Source organism: Lentibacillus cibarius, from assembly GCF_005887555.1.
Lineage (GTDB): Bacteria > Bacillota > Bacilli > Bacillales > Amphibacillaceae > Lentibacillus > Lentibacillus cibarius.
Map to the genome: position 1 here is coordinate 1,708,102 of NZ_VCIA01000001.1, position 18,095 is coordinate 1,726,196.

The 18,095-nt window shown below is 38.6% G+C and carries 21 protein-coding genes; 3 read left to right on the plus strand and 18 right to left on the minus strand.

The window, feature by feature from the left end:
• Window positions 1-171 precede the first annotated feature (171 nt).
• The gene (locus FFL34_RS08120; RefSeq protein ID WP_234031458.1) at window positions 172-1,473 is read left to right on the plus strand and encodes a hypothetical protein; all 1,302 of its coding nucleotides are present in this window, start codon (window positions 172-174) and stop codon (window positions 1,471-1,473) included.
• Window positions 1,474-1,533: 60 nt separating this feature from the next.
• Here FFL34_RS08120 and FFL34_RS18220 read toward each other — a convergent pair whose 3' ends face one another.
• Together FFL34_RS18220 and FFL34_RS08125 are read right to left on the minus strand one after the other, a co-directional pair.
• The gene (locus FFL34_RS18220; RefSeq protein ID WP_171046327.1) at window positions 1,534-1,683 is read right to left on the minus strand and encodes a hypothetical protein; all 150 of its coding nucleotides are present in this window, start codon (window positions 1,681-1,683) and stop codon (window positions 1,534-1,536) included.
• A gap of 82 nt (window positions 1,684-1,765) precedes the next feature.
• On the minus strand, window positions 1,766-4,927 hold the full coding sequence (locus FFL34_RS08125; protein WP_138603001.1) for a DEAD/DEAH box helicase: 3,162 nt from the start codon (window positions 4,925-4,927) through the stop codon (window positions 1,766-1,768).
• 340 nt (window positions 4,928-5,267) lie between these two features.
• On the opposite strand from FFL34_RS08125, the gene FFL34_RS08130 reads away from it, so the two are divergent.
• Window positions 5,268-6,230: a prenyltransferase/squalene oxidase repeat-containing protein gene (locus tag FFL34_RS08130; protein WP_138603002.1), complete on the plus strand. Its 963-nt coding sequence runs from the start codon at window positions 5,268-5,270 to the stop codon at window positions 6,228-6,230.
• A gap of 367 nt (window positions 6,231-6,597) precedes the next feature.
• Here the strand turns inward: FFL34_RS08130 and FFL34_RS08135 are convergent, their stop codons facing one another.
• The 5 genes from FFL34_RS08135 to FFL34_RS08155 all read right to left on the minus strand — a co-directional run bounded on the left by FFL34_RS08135 (window position 6,598) and on the right by FFL34_RS08155 (window position 9,408).
• Complete coding sequence (locus FFL34_RS08135) at window positions 6,598-6,810, minus strand: hypothetical protein (RefSeq protein WP_138603003.1); 213 nt, start codon at window positions 6,808-6,810, stop codon at window positions 6,598-6,600.
• Between the two features lie 170 nt (window positions 6,811-6,980).
• Window positions 6,981-7,232, minus strand: a complete 252-nt coding sequence (locus tag FFL34_RS08140) for a hypothetical protein (protein ID WP_138603004.1) — start codon at window positions 7,230-7,232, stop codon at window positions 6,981-6,983.
• A 268-nt stretch (window positions 7,233-7,500) separates the two neighbouring features.
• The gene (locus FFL34_RS08145; RefSeq protein ID WP_138603005.1) at window positions 7,501-8,124 is read right to left on the minus strand and encodes a hypothetical protein; all 624 of its coding nucleotides are present in this window, start codon (window positions 8,122-8,124) and stop codon (window positions 7,501-7,503) included.
• A gap of 512 nt (window positions 8,125-8,636) precedes the next feature.
• Complete coding sequence (locus tag FFL34_RS08150) at window positions 8,637-8,921, minus strand: hypothetical protein (RefSeq protein WP_138603006.1); 285 nt, start codon at window positions 8,919-8,921, stop codon at window positions 8,637-8,639.
• A 133-nt stretch (window positions 8,922-9,054) separates the two neighbouring features.
• A complete protein-coding gene (locus tag FFL34_RS08155; RefSeq protein ID WP_171046328.1) occupies window positions 9,055-9,408 on the minus strand; it encodes a DUF3997 domain-containing protein in 354 nt (117 codons plus the stop codon).
• 281 nt (window positions 9,409-9,689) lie between these two features.
• Between FFL34_RS08155 and FFL34_RS08160 the strand changes: the two genes are divergently transcribed.
• A complete protein-coding gene (locus tag FFL34_RS08160) occupies window positions 9,690-11,039 on the plus strand; it encodes an ISLre2 family transposase (protein WP_234031459.1) in 1,350 nt (449 codons plus the stop codon).
• A 428-nt stretch (window positions 11,040-11,467) separates the two neighbouring features.
• On the opposite strand, the gene FFL34_RS08165 is transcribed toward FFL34_RS08160, so the two are convergent.
• The 11 genes from FFL34_RS08165 to FFL34_RS08215 all read right to left on the minus strand — a co-directional run bounded on the left by FFL34_RS08165 (window position 11,468) and on the right by FFL34_RS08215 (window position 18,026).
• Window positions 11,468-11,698, minus strand: a complete 231-nt coding sequence (locus tag FFL34_RS08165; protein WP_138603009.1) for a hypothetical protein — start codon at window positions 11,696-11,698, stop codon at window positions 11,468-11,470.
• A gap of 64 nt (window positions 11,699-11,762) precedes the next feature.
• Window positions 11,763-11,990 (minus strand): type II toxin-antitoxin system PemK/MazF family toxin, encoded by a 228-nt coding sequence (locus tag FFL34_RS08170; protein WP_181955055.1) that lies wholly within the window; start codon window positions 11,988-11,990, stop codon window positions 11,763-11,765.
• Window positions 11,991-12,081: 91 nt separating this feature from the next.
• Window positions 12,082-12,252, minus strand: a complete 171-nt coding sequence (locus FFL34_RS18225; protein ID WP_171046329.1) for a hypothetical protein — start codon at window positions 12,250-12,252, stop codon at window positions 12,082-12,084.
• Window positions 12,253-12,346: 94 nt separating this feature from the next.
• A complete protein-coding gene (locus FFL34_RS08175) occupies window positions 12,347-12,631 on the minus strand; it encodes a pepsin/retropepsin-like aspartic protease family protein (RefSeq protein ID WP_138603011.1) in 285 nt (94 codons plus the stop codon).
• Between the two features lie 695 nt (window positions 12,632-13,326).
• The gene (locus tag FFL34_RS08185) at window positions 13,327-13,584 is read right to left on the minus strand and encodes a hypothetical protein (RefSeq protein WP_138603012.1); all 258 of its coding nucleotides are present in this window, start codon (window positions 13,582-13,584) and stop codon (window positions 13,327-13,329) included.
• Window positions 13,585-14,135: 551 nt separating this feature from the next.
• On the minus strand, window positions 14,136-14,276 hold the full coding sequence (locus FFL34_RS08190; RefSeq protein WP_181955056.1) for a YvrJ family protein: 141 nt from the start codon (window positions 14,274-14,276) through the stop codon (window positions 14,136-14,138).
• 163 nt (window positions 14,277-14,439) lie between these two features.
• On the minus strand, window positions 14,440-14,658 hold the full coding sequence (locus FFL34_RS08195) for a DUF2922 domain-containing protein (RefSeq protein WP_138603014.1): 219 nt from the start codon (window positions 14,656-14,658) through the stop codon (window positions 14,440-14,442).
• A gap of 33 nt (window positions 14,659-14,691) precedes the next feature.
• Complete coding sequence (locus tag FFL34_RS08200) at window positions 14,692-14,916, minus strand: DUF1659 domain-containing protein (RefSeq protein ID WP_138603015.1); 225 nt, start codon at window positions 14,914-14,916, stop codon at window positions 14,692-14,694.
• Window positions 14,917-15,030: 114 nt separating this feature from the next.
• Window positions 15,031-16,218 carry an MFS transporter gene (locus tag FFL34_RS08205; protein ID WP_138603016.1) on the minus strand — a complete coding sequence of 396 codons (1,188 nt, stop codon included), beginning with the start codon at window positions 16,216-16,218 and terminating at the stop codon, window positions 15,031-15,033.
• Between the two features lie 240 nt (window positions 16,219-16,458).
• A complete protein-coding gene (locus FFL34_RS08210) occupies window positions 16,459-16,929 on the minus strand; it encodes a hypothetical protein (RefSeq protein ID WP_138603017.1) in 471 nt (156 codons plus the stop codon).
• 74 nt (window positions 16,930-17,003) lie between these two features.
• Window positions 17,004-18,026, minus strand: coding sequence for a DUF3231 family protein (locus tag FFL34_RS08215; RefSeq protein ID WP_138603018.1), 1,023 nt, complete (start codon window positions 18,024-18,026; stop codon window positions 17,004-17,006).
• Window positions 18,027-18,095 lie beyond the last annotated feature (69 nt).

Below are 18,095 nucleotides of genomic sequence, written 5' to 3' on the forward strand. Positions count from 1 at the left end.
GAAAAGCAACACACCAATACCTGTACACCTTTTTTTAAATTTCTCTTGACAATTTTACGAAAATTCCGTACTATATTGGCATTAGCGAATAGTGTCGTAAAATGTATCGCCATGCAACCTATTATTAAATGGAATAAAAATGTTACCCAATCAGGAAAGGAGGCGAACCACGTGAAGGTTAAAATTGCTGTATTTGGCAGTGAAGCGGTCATCAAGCAATTTCAAAGCTATACAGGCGGGCAGGAGAATATAGAAATTTTTCCGCTTGTTTATTCGGACCCTTCAGAAACAGAAACCTTAGTGGAAAAGGCATTCATGTGTGATATCTACCTGTTTTCCGGCGCACTATCGTACCAGTATGCCAAAGAAAAGATTATTAAAAAAAGGCTGCCTGCCGTCCAAGTTGAAGTAGATGCTTACATGATCTTGATGGCATTTTATTATGTGAAAAATTATAAACAGCAGCCATTGGAGCGGCTTTCCATTGATGTGCCTGATGCAAGTAAAGTAGATGAAACCTTAGACGAAACCGGCATCGCTTGCGACTCTATCTATACGTACAGTTACGGTAAGCGTGATGCGGCAGCAGACATTGCCACGATTGTTAAGTTCCATGAAATGCACTGGAAAACAGGAAAAGTGGATCATGTGCTAACATCCATCAGTGAGGTTGAACAGCTATTGCATGCTAAACATATTCCCGTTACCTGTATGCGGATACCTAACCTGAACATCAAGCATGCTTTAGAAAAAGCAACATCCTTGGCGGCCATCAATCAAACCAACAGCGTACAAATTATTATCGGTTATGTCCATTTAAAACATAAGTCCGCTATTCAATTGGAAAAAGGGAATGCTTATGGTCAGGAATTGCACAGTAGACTACATCAAATTCTGCATAGATATGCCGAAGAAACCAATGCATCAATCTTTTCCGATGAAAATGACCGGTTCGTCTTATTTGGAACACGCGACATGCTCGATCATATTACGAGTCATTACCGTGATTTTCCGTTAATGAAGGAGATTGAACACGCGCTGGACACGCCTGTTGATATCGGTTTCGGACTGGGGTTGAACGCTAAACAAGCCGAGAGTAATGCACAACTCGCACTAGAGACGTGCGGAAGTTCCAACAAGGGGGCATGTTACGTCATTAATGAACGCGGGGAAGCAATTGGGCCGCTCGGCGTTGAAAAGCAGTTTAACCCCTCCATATTATATCGGTCTTTAATCCACAAAGCTAAATTAAACAACGAATTATCATACAATTTTATCGATTTTATTGAAGTGCGCAACAACGAACCATTCTCATCCAATGACATTGCGAATTACTACCAGGTGACCAAACGAAGCGCAGAACGAACCATCAAAAAATTGCTCGCAGGCGACGTTATCAAAGTTGTCGGTGAAGAAAAGCCATATGTAAAAGGCCGGCCGCGGAAACTGTTTCAATTAAACCAAACAAGTTAGCAACCAGCGAAACAAAAAAGCTGCAACACCATAGCATGGTTGTTGCAGCTTTTTTCACCCCTAAGAATGATTGTTATTGAACAGGTAATCCATCATGCTGTCCAACAATGGTACGGAGTCTGTCACTAACAGTACCGGCAAAAGTGCGATAACAACAAGCACCGTAAAATTAGCGACAAAAAATTTAGGTATGCCCTTCAGCATTCTCATGAAATCATCCCCTTTGGTTTATAACCACCTTTCTAGCCATTTTACCCTTTATCTGAATATTTTAAAAGTAGCTCGTTTCATTCTATATATTTAACAATTCTCGCACATCATCTTCGTTCAGACTTGATAGCATCGATTCGCCCGGCTGAATAACCTGGTCGATCAGTTCCCGTTTTTTCTGTTGCAGGTCATAAATTTTTTCCTCAATCGTTCCTTCTGTCACAAGCCGTATCACTTGCACCACATTTTTCTGCCCAAATCGATGCGCACGGCCGGTCGCTTGATCTTCTACCGCCGGGTTCCACCATAAGTCATACAAGATAACGGTGTCGGCACCCGTAAGATTTAACCCGGTCCCGCCTGCCTTGAGCGATACAAGGAAGACACTTTTTTCACCTTGATTGAACCGTTCACTCATCTGGACGCGTTCCTCAGAGGCAGTCTGTCCATGTAAGTAGAAGTAGTCAATTCCCTCATCTTGCAGTTTTTCTATAATAATTTCATGCATGCTGGTAAACTGTGAGAAAATGAGCATCCGTTTCCCATTAGCGACAGCATTTCTTACGGTATCCATCAACTGATTGAGTTTACCGGACTCACCTTCATAATTCTCCATAAATACGGACGGATGACAGCAAATCTGGCGTAGGCGTGTCAGACCGGCCAGAATCTTCATCCGGCTTTTATTGAATCCTTCCGTTTCCATTGATTGTGCCGCATCTTGCTGCAGCTGACGCCAGTAGCCGACATACAACTGTTTTTGTTCCTTCGTTAGTTCAGATACATGAACGGTTTCGATTTTTTCCGGCAACTCTTTTAGTACATCTTCTTTTACACGCCGCATAATAAATGGTCGTGTCATCGCGGCGATCTTCTCATGCGACAGCTGTTTGAATTTGCGCTGATTCGGCATCAGTCCCGGTAGGATCACCTGGAAAATCGCCCATAATTCATCAATAGAGTTTTCAATTGGCGTTCCACTCAGCGCAAACCGTCTGCCAGCCTTTAGCTGCCGTATCGCCTGGGACGTTTTCGTTGCATAGTTTTTAATATACTGTGCTTCATCAAGAATAAGCGTCTGGAATGTTTTTTCGCGATATAAAGCAATATCCTGTCGTAATGTTGCATAGGAGGTAATCCAAACATCGATATCGCTATATGCTTCAATCATTTGCTCACGCTCAGCAGGTGTTCCGGCTAAGACGGCCACCTGCAAGTCAGGCGCAAATTTTATACATTCGTTTTTCCAGTTAAACAAAACAGATGATGGCGCAACGATCAAGTGCGGTGCTTCACCGGGATCGGAAAGCATATAAGCAATACTTTGGATCGTTTTCCCGAGCCCCATATCATCGGCCAAGATCCCGCCAAGATAATAGGCACTGAGCGATTTAAACCATTGATAACCGGTTACCTGATAGTTCCGGAGTTCGGCATGCAAGTTTTCCGGCAATGGGTATACCTGTTCTTCCGGCGACTTCAGCTGATGAAGCAGTTTTTGGAATGCAGGACCGTATTGCTTTTGTGTTCCAATCAGTTCGTCCACCTGTGTGCCGCGGTAAACAGGCATATGAACATTGCCGTTCTGAATATCGTCTTTTTGAATCTCCAAGTCGTCAAAAAGCTGTTTCATCGATGTGAATGCCTCATCCTCCAAGGATAGGAAGGTGCCATCCTGCAAACGATAATAGCGCTTTTTCTCCAAGACAGCATCAAGCACACGGTCGACCTCGTCGTCATCGATACCGTGCACATTAAACCCAATCTCCAGCAGGTTCGACGAGGATTCCAGCTGTACGCTTGTGCTTGGTGAGGGTTCACCGTCGATAAGCAAGCTGCGGATGTCACCAGTCATAAACAGGTCAAGGTAGTTATTGAGTACAGGCAGGACATGGTATAAAAATTCATACAGTGTTTCCTCATCGGCTTCGATATATAATTCCTTACCATTATAATGAAAGTTGGCATATTCAATGAGGTGCATGATTTGTTGTTCTTTTTCCATATCACGGATGACAATGCCGTCATTTTGTTCACGCCCTGTAAATGGGTCAATCTCATAATCACCATAATGATAGGTTAGCTTGCCGATCATCCAATTCCCGTCAAGTTCCAAAAACAATTTAGCGTGTAATGGTGCCTCGATTATTTCCGAGGCAATATCATCTGCTATTTGCACATCACCTACTTTTTTCAGTGATGGAATAACTTCGGAAATGAAGGTGTCCGCTTGTTCCTTCGTAATGTGCAAACGATCGTGTGTGGTTCCTGCCATGGTGATCTGTTCAACAATTGGGAGCTGATCCTGTTTCGGATAATAGAACACCCCATCGTAAAACAATAGATGATAATATTCGAAATACGTCATCGAATCCATATTGTCCATCAACAATGTGAATTCGTCTTTGCCATTTTTCTTTAAGTCAAAGTGAAACGGCAGCGCATCTTCAACAATCTCAAAACTCCTGTACGTGCCTGTGTCCGCTTTAACCGTGACATCACGCTCCTGCAGTGAGTAAAGCATCTGCTTAGAAACCAGCGGCGGAATGACCACAGCGCGATCCGATGTGTCTCTGATATAAGAGATTCCTCTGTCCGCGTAGACTTTTTCGTTGCGAATAATGGAAAAGATTTGCTCTAAAATAGCCCTGTCCTGTTCATGAAAATAGTGTATATCCGGGTTATAGGTGAATGTTTTGGTGAAATAATGCTCATTGCCGGAGAAAACATCTTGTAAAAAATGATCAATATCTTTAACGACCAAGCAGCGTTTTTCGCCTACCTTCAACTCGAGCAGCAGATTGTCGTCCAGATTCCACTTCAAATAGTATTCCACATGCAATGGCGTTTTTTGTTGTGTGATTTCCGATGCGGGTTGATATGTGTTTAATGATGAAATAGCACTCATCAGCCAATTGGTCACTTGATAATCTCTGGATCTCCTAATCGAATTGCTTCTGTCACTATTGCTAATTGCTAATAGCACCGCGGCGATATGCTTACATGGACCGAACGTTTCAAATGCCGGGCAGTTACAGTGAGCTTCCATGGTCCTGTTTTCCAAATCAGGTGTGCTAATTTCCACAAAGTAATCGTCAGACCCGTGCACGGTTGCCGTCCAAACTTTAAAATTCCGGTCAAATACCGGATCACTGACTAAATGATTGTTATAATATTCTACTCCACGATTGTAGACAGCGGATGGAAACATAGATTTTATATTGATATCACGAATAGAATTCAAAACGCTTATACCCTACCTTCTGCCATTCTCTTTATCTACTATTGTACTATGAAGAAAAAAACTTTTAAACTGAATTCTCTTACCAGTATGGAAAGGAGGAATATAAAGTATACGTGGCAAAGCAGTTATTCGTGAAGCTGGGACAAGTTATTGATTTTATCAACCCCCTTGGAAATCTCAAAAAAACCTGCTTGATTCTAATGCAGGTCTTTTCAAAATAACATTTACCTTTCAATATATTTATATTATTTTGAAGTTATGATCTTACTTAAATTCTTAAGTATTCCTTCCTTTTAAACTGTAACGTTATAATCAAAAGAAAGCGAAAGGATTTTTATCAATGACAAAGAAATTCTTGTTTTTTATATTACTTTGCATTGGGGTTATTATACTTTTGGTTTTCAAAATAGGACCCAGCTTTGAAATTGGAAAACATAACTCATCTAATGGCAATCAAGAATCTACGACAAAGTCACTCAATATTAGTAATAATGATTTATATGACTTAAATTATTCATTGGAGGCTATTCGCTTATTAGATGCTTTACCTTCTGACAAAAAAGACATTATAAAGAAGTTCAAAAAAATAAACCCTAATCTATCCACTGACAACCTATATAATGCGTGGCTCTACGTTAATATCGCTAATCTCCTAGACATTGAGCCTAAACATCAAAGGAAAGTAGTTGGAACAGTAAATGAGGTACAGACAAGTTCGGGCTGTTTTGCATCTAACTCTAAAGAAGAATACAGCCCTAAGAATAAGGAGCAATTTATTTTGCCAACCAAAATGGCTTTAGATGTTTATAAGTCATATGGTAAACCTGTTCCAGAAACAGCTTTTAAATGTTTAAAAGAAACTGCGAGTGAACTGTTGAATAAACAAGGAAAAAAGAGTATTTCATATGGTGATTATCTACAACTTATAAAAGGTGTTGATAATAAATTTAAGAATGGCTTTTATTTCCTTAGTAAAAAGCAATATAAAAAATACCTTAATAAAGCTACTCAGCCATTATTAAACAAACAGAATAGTATTAAGAAGCTTAAAGTGATCATGGATATACATTCCAAATTTAAAAATTCAGAGGTTAATATAGATAAGAATGCTGTAAAAGAATATATATACTCAAGACAATTACAGAATGGTTCATTTCCCATTTACGATGATAAGAATAACAATGCGGATACTTTAACAACATTTTATGCTGTGGACATAATGAAAAAGAAAGATATAAAAGTGCCAAAGAAAATTAAACTTATCAAATACCTTAAGGACAATGTAACTGCTAAACTAAAGTAGACAATTTTTGCTAGATAAAAATGAACACTTTACGGGCGCCTTGGCCATTGGAAGCTATATTGGATTGTGTATTGCACCGTGCGGGGATGATTAATATAGACGAACCTAGTTACAGAATGATGTACAGGAAATTTATTTTGGATTGATGGAGAAAACGATACACTAAAACTAGCAAAAGTTCAGGCCCTTTTAGGGGGCATCTTTGTCAATTTGACTAAAGGTGAAAAAGTATGTTTTGTATGTATAAATTGACTAAACAACAACCCCAAATAACGTTACAACAAGTAGCTCTTTAGGGATGGGCTTCTTTTTATTCAGGCGCAATGTTTATGCCGCAACTGCGCCCTATCGTATTATTGAATAATAATTATAACAAATGATAAAACAATGCTAAATATCCGGAGCCAACAAGGATTGCTATCGAAACCCCAAAACAAACTAATGCTGCATATTTCGATTGCTTCACAACACGTTCATCTTTCTTGTGTAAGTATTCAATAAAATTAAGTGTGAAATAAAAGGCAAAAATAAAAAATAAAAATAACATTACAAAAATTGCTGCTGAAATTATTAACCCCACGGAATTTACCACCTCTGAACTTAACTTTCAATCTTGGACATTATGCCCTTATATGGCATAAAAAGCGCAAAGATTTATGCTGCAAACGCGCCCGTTTGATGAAGATTGGAAAGTATTTAAAAGTGAACTCTAGTTATTGCTAATACTAATCTTTGGGATAAGAGCCATTATTAATTTGAAATTTCTTTTAATTTTGCTACTGCTTTTTCTAGGTCATAGGTTTTAAACTCTAACTTTTTTAACTCTGCTCCATCTGTTTCAAATATTAACACCGCAGGAACTTGTTCTATTTTATACTCTGGATATTGTTCTTGAGCATCTTCTGAACTTCTGAGGAATTCTATTTTGTGAAATCTTTCTGAGGAAACATCTATTGCCTCAGTAATAATATCGTCCGTTTCATCATCTCCATTTTGTACCACTAAAACAGAATATAATTTTTTTCTTCTTCATTAGCAGCACATCCAACTAATAAGCTGAAAATGATAGTTGCCATTAAAAGGAGAATCAGTTTACCTTTCACAATTACCACTCCCTTACAAAAACTTGTTTTTTCAACAACCCTGCCCTGTTAGTTCAATAAGCCTTATTCCGTTAAATGGCGCTTATGTATAGAACGGGCGCCAAGTCTTATTTCGGAATGGCGCCCGATTGTTTAACGGTGGATTATTGACTACGATATCCATATTCTTAGAAAGCATCCTCATAAATTTTGTCGATATCTTTATCAATATTCTTTCTAATAATTTGATTCAATTCCTTTATGGTTAACTCTGGATTTTCCTGTCCCGTTTTTGGAGAGTACATTTCTTGTTTAGCCTTCGCCAAATATCCTGCAATGGTTTTCAACAATTTAATTTCTTTATCATCAAGTGCACCATCTTCAGCGATCGGTGATATTTTAGCTGTTCCTTTAATATCAATGCCCTCTAAGAAATAAACGGAATAACGGAAAAACTGAGTGGGAATGATCTCGGAATTCAAAAATGAACTTCCATTCCGTATAATAGTATTAGCTTGTAGTAACTCATCCCGAATCGATTGAATTCTTTTATCTAATTCTTCATTTTGCGGTTTTTCTTCAATGAGATGTTGAATTCTTCCTAATGAATCATCTACCGAAAAGTAAAAATGATTTAAGAATACTTCATATTGTCGTTCTTCTTCTTGTTTATCCTGGTAATTTAGAAATGTAATAATACCAGAAAAAACAACCAGAAATCCTATGATCACAATCATAATTTTTCTGTCTTTGCTCATTCTTTCGTAAATTGCAACTGGATTCTTTTGTAAGTTTTTTAGTCCTCTGAACATAATATCCCCCAAACTGTTTTTTGATATCACTGACTTATTCCACAAAATGGCGCCTTATGTATGCGAACGGACGCCAAGTTTTATTCTGGAATGGTGCCCGTTAGCGAAATAACATTTTGATTCTTTATGTTAAGTTAAGAATATGAGTGGATTGAAAATTGGTAAATTAGTAGCTAACGGAATCATTAGAAATATAAAAGCCCACACTTTTTCATCCGAGTTCAATTCAATCTTTTTAAATAGGATTATTAAAATGACTACAAAAAAGATTGGATAAGATAGTAAACTAAAATAAAAAAGCGAATATCCTACATACCATTCAAAGTTTACTATTAAGAAGTCTGAAAAAAAGTGAGCTACGCCAGATAAAAGCCACGAAATTACAATAAATGCCACCATAGAAAACCAGAACCACTTTGGAAATTCACTCAACAAATCCCTCCTTGAACGCATTCCTATTCCGCGAAAGCGCCCGTTAGTGGTAAATTAACCTTTATTCTTACTACTAAATCTTACTCAATCAAAGTTTCTAATAACCCTTTCCCGAATAACCCCCACGTATAAAGGAAAAGCGATTCAATAATAATAATGACTATGAATTTTTTGATGGTGCTGTGTTTTAATTGTAAATAATAAAAGCCTCCCAAAATTATGTAAAAACTAGCTAGAAAAACATATTCTGCAGTAAGAGGCTCATTTGATGGAGTAAAATTCATACCAAGATAAGCAAAAGCGTTAAATACTAAGAATACAATAAGGCCAATTATATTTAGGATATGAATATAGGTTTTCTTCAACATAATGCTCCTTAAATCATTTAATTATTATTCAACATAATGGCTCTGATATGGCATCTTGGCGCCACTCCTTATTTGGGAATTGCGCCCTATTCTGGCACAAATGTGTTCGATATCGCACCTGTTTACGCAGTTACATTTCTTTGGTGTAATAATCTAGACTCTTAAGTTCTACCTCACTAGGTATATTAAGTTCCTTTTTCTTCTTAAGGAAATTTTTATGGTCTAAGGGTCCAATTGCTTTTGCAGTATCAACTTTAACAACCCAAAAGCCTTCTTTTTGATCAGTTTGTCTAACAATGATGTATTTCTTGTTCCACCCAACTTCAGCAACTTTTGCCGGTACAATGGTGGTTCCACTTCCACTTGCGTCATCTATTAGGGAAATTACAATATTTTCTCCATTTATTCGATCAACCTGTAAATTTCCGGGAAGATCAATAGAATAGTCTCCCAATCCAGCACAGGATGTCAAAATGAATGACATTAGTAATACCACCAAAATCCGATTAAATAGGCTTCTAATTAATCTGCTCATCCCCAAAATTATCCTCTTTTCTTCAAAAAGTACCTTCAGTTGTGTTAGAGTAAAATGTTTATGGGAGAACATATACCTCATCTTTGGTGTTGAAGTCGGAAGACTTCTACGCCAAAGATGAGGCCAGCAAGCGAAGCGCGGTAGTTTAAAGGGTGTTTTACATGAAAAAGAGGACCTTTTCTTGTATAGTTAAGTCTGCTACAACAACAACTATAGAAAGAGGTCCTCTAATGAAAGATATCATATCTGCGCTTACAATGAAAGAATTAGAACAAATTACATACCGTGCATTGCAGGAAAGTTTTTCTCAGGTGATGGCACAGACGTTACAGGAAATAGATGAGGCGATTGCTTCAGAAAGGGATAAGCAACGATTTTATTTGAAGGATAAAAGAACATTAAAGTTTGAGTCCGTCTTTGGGCAGGTGGAACTGAAAAGAAATTATTATCAAGATAAAGAGACGGGAAAGTATGTCTATTTATTGGATCAGTATTTAGCTTTTGACGGCACAAAGGGAATGAGTCCGGTGGTGCAAGATTTGGCTATTGAACTGGCTGTAACAGGCGTTTCCTATCGACAGGCTGGGAAGGCAATGGAGAAGCTTTTGGGCTACCCTGTCATCAGTCATGAAGGTATACGCCAGCAGCTTTTGAATACGGAGGTTGTGCCGGAAGAGTCAGTGCCACTCGAACAGGATGTTGTATTCGTGGAGGTGGACGGGCTTTATACGAAAAGCCAAGAGAAAAAGAAAAAAGGCAAGGAAATTAAGATTGCCAGTGTGCATCAGGGCTGGGAAATGAATGGTAAACGAGCAAAGCTGATAGAGAAGCGACATTTCATTCATGAAGGAAATCTGCCGTTCTGGGAAGAATTTGAGCAGTATCTAATGGCTACTTACGAGTATGATCCGACCAGGCACCACCTCGTTATTAATGGGGATGGAGCGAAGTGGATCACATCCTGCCGGGATCATTTCCAGCATAATGCGACCTTTGTCATCGACCGTTTTCATGTTGCCCGGGATGTGCAGCGTTTGTTTCGGGGTCATTCAAGATACCGCTCCATCCGAAAGAAACTAGCAAGCTATGACTGGGAAGGTTTCATGGTGGAATTAAACAGTGCGGTGGGTACGCTTGAAAATGAAAAGAAGGAAGAACGGCTGGAAGAGTTAATTGCCCAGCTTTCCCAATATCCAGAGGCACTGGGAGATTACCGTGAAAAACTAAAAGAGAGGGGCATAGATACAACAGGATTCCGCCCGATGGGGAGTGCAGAGGGAACGATGAGTGTGTTCGCTAGAAGGCTCAAAAACGGGCGTAGTTGGAGTGATAAAGGGCTTGATAAATTCATCGATATCATGGTTGCCCTCAAAGATAATCTGAAGATAAAAACGCTGCAGGGGATACTTGAACAGACGCAGGAATTAATACAGGAAAGCAAAGAAGAAAAGCCGCCTAAACACTTTGTAGAAAAGCTAAAAGAAAGTGCTGCAGAAGCAACACGCAACAATCTGGGTTATCTGAGGCAGGCTATCGGGAAACCAATTACAGACGCATTAAAAGGATTACGGGGAATTTGAAAAAGTAAAAAAGCACCAACTGATTAAAATGATATAAACATGAAACCGTTACCAAAAGTTGACTAAAACAATACAAAAAAGGGACTTGAAAAAAATCTCCCACAAGTACTTGACTCAATCTTCAGTTGTTCGGTTTAAGCGCCTAATTACTGAAAATGATATAAATATAATTAGAACCTTCCCCATTCAATGTTAAACCTATAAATATAAGGCCTAAACCTAACAATGCCATTATAAAGCCTAGTACACCATCGGTTTCGAATAATATTACAACACCAAATAGGATTACTCCCAGAACAGAAAGTGATACACGCATTAGTACCAAATTCATTTTTTATCCGCCACCTTCTTGAAAGGAGTTAACCCATTAAATGGCCTTCATATGGCGTAAAGGGCGCAATGTTTTATACCGCAATTGCGCCCGTTTGTTACACACCAGCATTAACCAAATACAAGAATAAAGCCACTGATGCAATGACAATGATAATGCTTAAGGCAGCAGTAAGTATATGTTGCTTTTTTATAATATTATAAATTGCAATCACAACTCCAACGGCAAAAAGCACAGCGGTTAAACCTACTCCTTTTGTTAAGAACATATAATTTAATATTCCTAAAATCACCAGCAATAAAGGTATTAGATTAAAAAATAATTTCATCTTCTACCCCCCCTCACTTTTTATTAAATAATATGGCCCGTTTGCAGAGCTAATAAGTTTCTTCTTAAAATAATCTTTTGCACATATTTAAAACGCTTTCAAGGTCATGGTTATGTAAATTACCTAAATGACGTTTCAGTTCTGAACCGTGTATAGAAGTGATTTTAGAAGTACGTACAACAGATGGTTTTAACAAACCAGCTTCTTTCCAGTACTCCAAAACAACGTCAAATTGGTTTCTTGATTTCTGACTAGTAACCGGTGCAATAATGACACCTACATCTAACGCCAACTCATTACCAACAATAAAATATTAGCATTGTTTGATTTGATGCGTTCCTTCAAAACGAACATCCGCCAACCAAACCTCACCCTGCTTCATTTTATTGCTCATTATATATGTCATCCTCCTCGTTATCCCACCAAGAGTAGTTTTCCCCGAACAAAATTACATCGGGAGCCATATATTTTTCCTTAATCTTATCAAGTACCTTTTGCCTTTCTTGTTCACTCAACATATCAATTTCTTTTATAATTTTCTCAGGAATGGACATAGGTCACACCCCCATTTTCTATACAAAGGATTCAAATAATTATGTGAAAAGGATTTCCTTTTTTTCAACTTTGAGAACTATTCTCATAATGGCACTAAACGAAAAGAACAATAGCCCAACGATGACCAATAATAAAAAAGTTTAGCCAAAAAGATGATTCAACTCCATAATAAAACAAACCAAGTAATCCGTTAATATCTTCATATCCAAAATCGTTAAAGTCGACCTCAATATTTTTGATTACATAACCACCAATTTGGATACTGTCGATATTTTTTCTAAATGCGTACTCTTTCCCACCAATTCCAAAGTAAGTGACAATCCTGTCATCCAAACCAACCTCAAGGCCAATATCGTCTACTGCACCTTGAGATATCAATGTTGGGCAGCACCTGTATCTAACACCATATTCCTGATCTGACTACTTTTGCCACTATAGTTTAACGTCATATCTACAAGCAATAATCCATGTTTGTATTTTATTTTCATGTTAGTAGAATCTCCTCAGCCCTACATCTTGTCGGACTTCGAGAACAATATTTTCATGAGAAGTGTGATAAACTAAATCTTCACCTTTTGATTTTAAGAGTTCCTTTGTTGCTGATTCGGCTTATCACAGCCATATCCTTAACGATTTCTTGATTATTTTCAACATGAGATGAAAGTACTTTTAGCTTTACAAATTGATCTGGGTACATTTTTCTTACTTCTGACCACCTCAATTTTACCGCCCCTTTCATTTAACATTATTGTACCATTATTTTGACATCTGCTTTAATAAAGGCAATCTTATGCTTCACATTTTTTACTGTAGAAAAATAAATGAGGAAACCAATTGCAAAATAAAGAACTATTAGCCAAAGAAACAAATCCATTTTATTCCTACCCTACAACATCGTCTTAGAAAGCAATTTATCTCTGGTACAATCCCTATGGATTCTGCTAAATCTGTTGATATAACTGTACTCCCTGAACCAGTATCAACTAAAACACGTTGTAAATGAAGTGACTGTTTATCAAACGTTATTTGCATATCCGTAAGTAATAAACCTTCTTCAAAAATTAGTTTCTTCACTATTTCCTAACACCTACCCATTTTTTCTCAATGATATTAGGTTCCTTACGGCTTGTATGAAGTACATATAATTCCCGTTCAGGATTTTCTTGATGAATTTTTTGATAAGCTTTCATGGCATCAGAAGATTTTGAAAAATTTTTTAGAAGTGAAATTTCCTCCAACACACGCTCACTTTTATCATCCGTATGTGCTTGAACAGCTTCTATTAAAACCCATTTTTCTGGAAAGGCTTGGCGTACATCTTCCCATTTCATTTGAGTCACCTCCGATTATATTTACTTATATTGTATCACGAATAGATCAAGTGTAATTACCAAACAGTAGATCAACTTATAAAGATAAGCGCCCGTTCGTTGCAATTTTAACTTTAAAATAATTTATCAATAACTTTTCCTTCCAATCACACCACTCACGAAAACAATTACTCCGATAGCTATCCCGAGTCTCTTTGCTTTCTTACTACTTGTCAGAGTGATTGTACTGTTATTATTTCTATTTTGGTTATTCGACATTAAAGAGCACCCTCTTTCTAACATATATTAGAAAAAACCTTCGTATCCTTTTATTTAAACTTTAGCATTTAACATCAAAATAACGCGGTGATTTGAGCGTTGACACAATGGCTATCGGGAGATATGTTATTTACTATGTGAATTTGGACTCGTTTTTAGTAATAATGTTGTTATATCAACAAAAAAGCGTCATACCAATTACTATGTTAATCGGTATGACGCTTTTATTGTTCATTCACTTTCCCCATCAAAAGTGAGGTATTTGGTCTTTTGCCGGAATTCCCAATTAGTAGTCATTTCATTTTTGCCGGCAGTGCGTGAATGGATGAGATCAGATCGTTTAGTTTGCCTTCGATCCGGTGAAGCAAATAAAAGGTCACCACAATCGGAAAGCCAACTTCCGTCACAAACGATACCAATGTTTCCACTGACATTACCTCCTATCCGTTTTCATGGATGAACCCCGCCTTAGGTTGGATACGGCCTCCACGGCTTCTGACAAACTCATCCGTTTATAAGCGCGCCTAAGCAAGGGTTCCTGCCACTTTTGTTGAAAAAAGACTAGGGCGATGCAGCCGCTAGTCTTGTGTAGAAACGTTATTCGGGAAGTTCAATTTCTTTAACATTGCGTTCGACAATGCGTGCGCTTTTTTTCGAAGCGAGGTTACCGCCTGATGACGTAAATGCATCCTGCGTTAGGATATCATCCATGGTACTGTTGACTTTAGCCGCATCAACCGGTTCAATGGGCTTCTCCAGCGAGTAAGTCACTGTTTTTCCATCCTCGTTCAAAAATTTAAGTTCGAGCTTTTTCATACGTTGACCTCCTTTTGTCTATTTACTTTAATGTTATTGCTGCGTAATCTCGTAATCATCTGTCCGTTCGACATTGTACAGCGGACGCTCCTGAAGTTCTGCAAGTGCCGCTGCGATGGTAAACAACTGATCCGCCGTCGCTTCGGGTTTGACATTGTTGAAACTTTTTGATTTAAAAATTGTTTCACCTGTCATCATGTCATCCCCATCATCCAGGATAAGCGTTAGCCGCGAACCGACTTTCTGTGCCACAGCCATGTTGATCACCTCCTTTCACCCTTATAATCGAGTGTCAGGATGAAAAGGTGTCATCATTTCAGTACAAATGGGATAACTTCTTAATAGATAGGAAAAACCCAGGCAGTTCCACACTCAAACCGCCTGGGCTTTGGCCCTTATATATAAATAAAAATACAGTAGGATGGATAAAAACACGGAGCCTGATGCGGTCAGATAAATCATCCCATACCCGAACATGGAAGCGATTTGGCCAAATGACATCGCACCAATACCGACACCTAAATCAAAGCAGGAGAAAAAGGTCGCGTTGGCCATCCCTCGCCGGTTGTCTGGTGCATCGTTCACGGCCCATGCCTGCAGCGTCGGCTGAACCGCGCCGAAGCCGAGCCCGTACAGTGCAGCCGCCAATAACATGACACCAGTATTCGGTAGCCAAGAAAGCAGCAGCATGGCACAGAAAATGAGCGCTGCCCCCGGGGGAAATACATACAAGTGACCTTTTCTGTCGTATAACTTGCCTGAAAACAGTCTGGAAATCATCAGAAATAACGCGTACACAAGAAAATAAAATTCAATGCCGGCTACACCACTTTTTTCTGCATAAATGGGTAGGAAAGAGGCAATTCCACCAAACGTAACAGTAACAAAAAATAGCAGAGCGGATGGTCTAACCGCTGATTTTTCAAAAATATCGAATTTAACTGTGGTTGTTTTGTGTTCTGATTGCTCCACTTTTTTATAGCGGATTCGCGATGACAGGATAAATGCCGTCAGCCCCATTGTTGCACAAATCAAAAAGAGTGAGGTAAACGAGATGTGTCCGGTTAACGTCAAGCCAAGTGTTGGCCCGAACGCCAGCGCCAGATTTCCGGACAAACCGAAATAACCCATCCCTTCACCACGACGCTTAGGCGGGATAAGGTCAGTCGCGATGGTACCTGTTGCTGTTGTTGACAACCCCCATCCCACGCCTTGAACGATACGCATGACAAATAACAGTGCAATAACGGAAATAAATGCATAAGAACCAACCGACAACACAAAAATGGACAGACCGGTCATGTAAACAAACGCCCGACCTTTCGACTCGAGCGCATGCCCTGCATACGGCCTGAGTAAAAGTGCTGAAAACGTAAAGATCCCAACAATTAAGCCAATCTGCTGATCACTACCGCCCAGTTCCTCGACAAAGAGCGGCAATGTCGGTAATGTCATTTGAAAGCCCAGAAAGATGAAAAAGTTAGCTAAACATATAAATACAAAATCCCTTGACCAAATCTTATCTTGAGTAGCGGCTTGCGTATGTACAGCTGCCCCCATTAAGTTCCTCCCCCTTTGCTTCGTTACCCGAAATACATTATACACGAATTCAGATAAATTTGAAATAGGAAAGAATAAGGAGTTTAGCAAGCCTGCGCGAGGTGTAGTGAGTTCTGGTGTTGGTCATTGCCTGGGCGGATTTTAACAGCGAATTTTGTTTGAAGCAAAGCGGGCGCACTCTTTATTCAAAAGCGCCCGCCAATTGCTTAAGACTTTGTTTTAATATTTCTTATTCTTTTTTTAAGTCCTCTTCTCTCTCCACTTATTCATCAACAATTGAAGGAAAAAGCCAATTCCAACTCCAGGTACTACTGCTAAAATTGGCAACCATACCGGACCAATAAGAATCCCAAGTATTGTAAAGTCGGATGAAAAAATTAATCCTACTGTTACAAAATAGGCTGAAAACACAAAGGGCAAAAACGAATACGGTTTCTTTCCCCCACCTGCATCTTTATAGGCATCCCACATCGCAAAAAAGTATAAACAAGGATAAAACATGAGCCAATGGTAATCGGTTTGTTGAATCGCCTTTTCAATTTCTCCATGGAAACTTAGAAAGATGACCTTGTTAAAATTCCCCTGAACGTTAACCAAAAACTCTAAAAAAATTAATATAATTCCTTTGATATACTTTCCGTTTAATAGTTGACCAAACCCAGGCAATGCAATACTCCAAAAAAGTTTTTCATACTTATTATTTTCATGCATATTACCAGTCCAAATTATCATAGATGTTATTTTTGTATTTCTTCGTGCAATACGAAAGCATTCACAAAGTTTTCTTATTTGTTGGTTTGTCCTTTTGATAATTTTCTTCTGTCTTGTGCTTGGGGAGGTTCTTCCATCCATCCATTTTTGATCATGACCTGCCCGCTATTTTTAGAAAAAGTGAATATGTCTTGTACAATTTTAGCCATTTTCAAAGGTAAATCGCTTCGTAAACTGAAAGCTGAGCCAACAGCGTTACTTGTCAGACCGAAGCTGGAGAATACACTGGTTTGATACATCATCAATTTGTCTGAGAAAGGGGCATTGGTCGAATCGGTTACTGTACCTGCCCACATAGAAGGGGTGTGTATATCACTTTGACGCAAAACGTCACTTAATTTGGTTACGATTCGTTTCGCAAGTTCCTTCCCATCAAAGAAAATGTTTGCTGCATCTTTATTTTGGGCTGTTTGGGCGAATCCAGTCATGAGTGTCATCCCTATTGTGTTTGCTTCTATCGGTTGATAAAGATGTGCAATTTCAACGGAATTTAAAGGTCTTTTGTGGGATAACAGATTAAATCCAGACATATATTGTTTACTTTTTGCAAATTCAACATCTTTTGGCATCGTGACATAAGGGGGACGAGGGATTGCCGAGTGCTTTAAAAGAAAACCTGTTGTTTGGTCATAAGCTTCTTGAGCATCAGCTGTAAAACGCTGGTACAATTCTCTTATATCATCTCTATAAGCCATGGATAGATGTACTGTGAAAAGTCCCATATTTATGGCTGCAATCAAACGTAAGTGCATAGTATCAAACATTTCATCGTACAGACGAGGTGCCCCCGGGGTAACATCTTTTTCAGTAAACCCTACAGGCAACACAGCCCCCTCTTCCTGAAATATTTTTTTCAGTGTTTCTACATGTTCACTTTCCTTGTTGTAATAGGATTCTAAAATATCTTTGGCTTCCGGATTCTCGGCTTTTTCAATGTAATATTCCAAAAATCTCATATTCATCGTCTTGTTTTGATATCCCATCCAAAGTGATCCAAGTTCTGCCCCTGAAATTGACAGATGGTCTGAAGTGGTCATGTTTAAACCCTCCTAATTTTACCTAGTTTATCTTTAACATTCCTCTAACTTTTATTTTTATTACTCTTA